Annotated in this window: 2 protein-coding genes; both read right to left on the reverse strand. The window is 72.0% G+C overall.

Annotation, left to right across the window (positions count from 1 at the left end; translation table 11 throughout):
- Positions 1-440 (reverse strand): cellulose binding domain-containing protein (locus tag EAD89_RS30135; RefSeq protein ID WP_199733697.1); only part of this gene is annotated, 440 nt, incomplete at its 3' end.
- A gap of 148 nt (positions 441-588) precedes the next feature.
- Positions 589-1,021: carbohydrate-binding protein (locus tag EAD89_RS30140; RefSeq protein WP_121678044.1), on the reverse strand; the 433-nt coding region annotated here is incomplete at its 5' end.

Raw genomic sequence — 1,021 nt, forward strand, 5'->3', positions numbered from 1 at the left:
GCCTGCGGCGGCGTGGTGGGCGGCGGTGTGGTGGGCGGGGTGCCGCCGCCGCAGGCCGCGCCGTTGAGCTGGCAGCCCGTCGGCGAGCCGGAGCCGGTGGCCAGGAAGCCGAAGGAGACCGAGGCGCCCGGGGCGATGCTGCCGTTCCAGGACCGGTTGGTGAAGGTGTGCCGCTGGCCGGCGGAGCTGAGCAGGGCGTCCCAGTAGCTGCCGAGGGTCGTGCCGGCCGGCAGGTCGAAGGCGAGGCTCCAGCCGTTGATGGTCGATCCGCCGCCGTTGGTGATCGTGTACTTTCCCTCCCAGCCGGAGCCCCAGTCGGCGGTCTTGACGAAGCTGGCGGTGGCACCGGCGGCGAACGCGGGCAGCGCCACCCAGGCCGCACCGAGCGTCGCGGCGGGCGCGGTGACCAGGGACAGGACAAGTGATCTGGCTGGTTTCATGCGACCCTCCACGCCCGGCGCAGGCATCCATGGACATCAACGTTGGCGTTTATTATTAAGATAGTTAACTGTTTCTGTCCAGGGGTCGGCGCAGATGGATGGGCCGCCCGCCGCGCGACCAGGCGGCGGGCGGCCCTTACGGTCCGCCTCAGCGGCGGAAGGTGAACCAGTTGACGTTGACGAAATCGTTCGGCTGCCCGCTGGTGAAGGTGAGGTAGACGGTGTGCCGGCCGGTCACCCCGCTGACGTTGCCGGGCACCGAGCGCCAGCTCTGCCAGCCGCCGGTGTTGCCGATCGCGAAGCTGCCGATCGGCGCCGCGGTCGGGCTGTCCACCCGCACCTGGACCAGGCCGCTCACCCCGCCGCCCGCGCCGGAGGCCACCCGGGCCACGAAGTCCCGGGGCCCGGCGGAGCCGAACTCGACGTTGTCGTAGCGCGCCCAGTCCCCGTTGCGGAGCCCGGCGATGTTCTGCCCGCCCTCGGAGCACGCCTCGACGAACACCCCGTTCTGCCCGCTGAACGCCTCGGCCTGGATCTGCCCGTACGCGTCCCTCGTGCCGCCGGGAGGCGGCGTGGTGGGC

The sequence above is a fragment of the Micromonospora sp. BL4 genome (assembly GCF_003667505.1).
Classification (GTDB): Bacteria; Actinomycetota; Actinomycetes; order Mycobacteriales; family Micromonosporaceae; genus Micromonospora.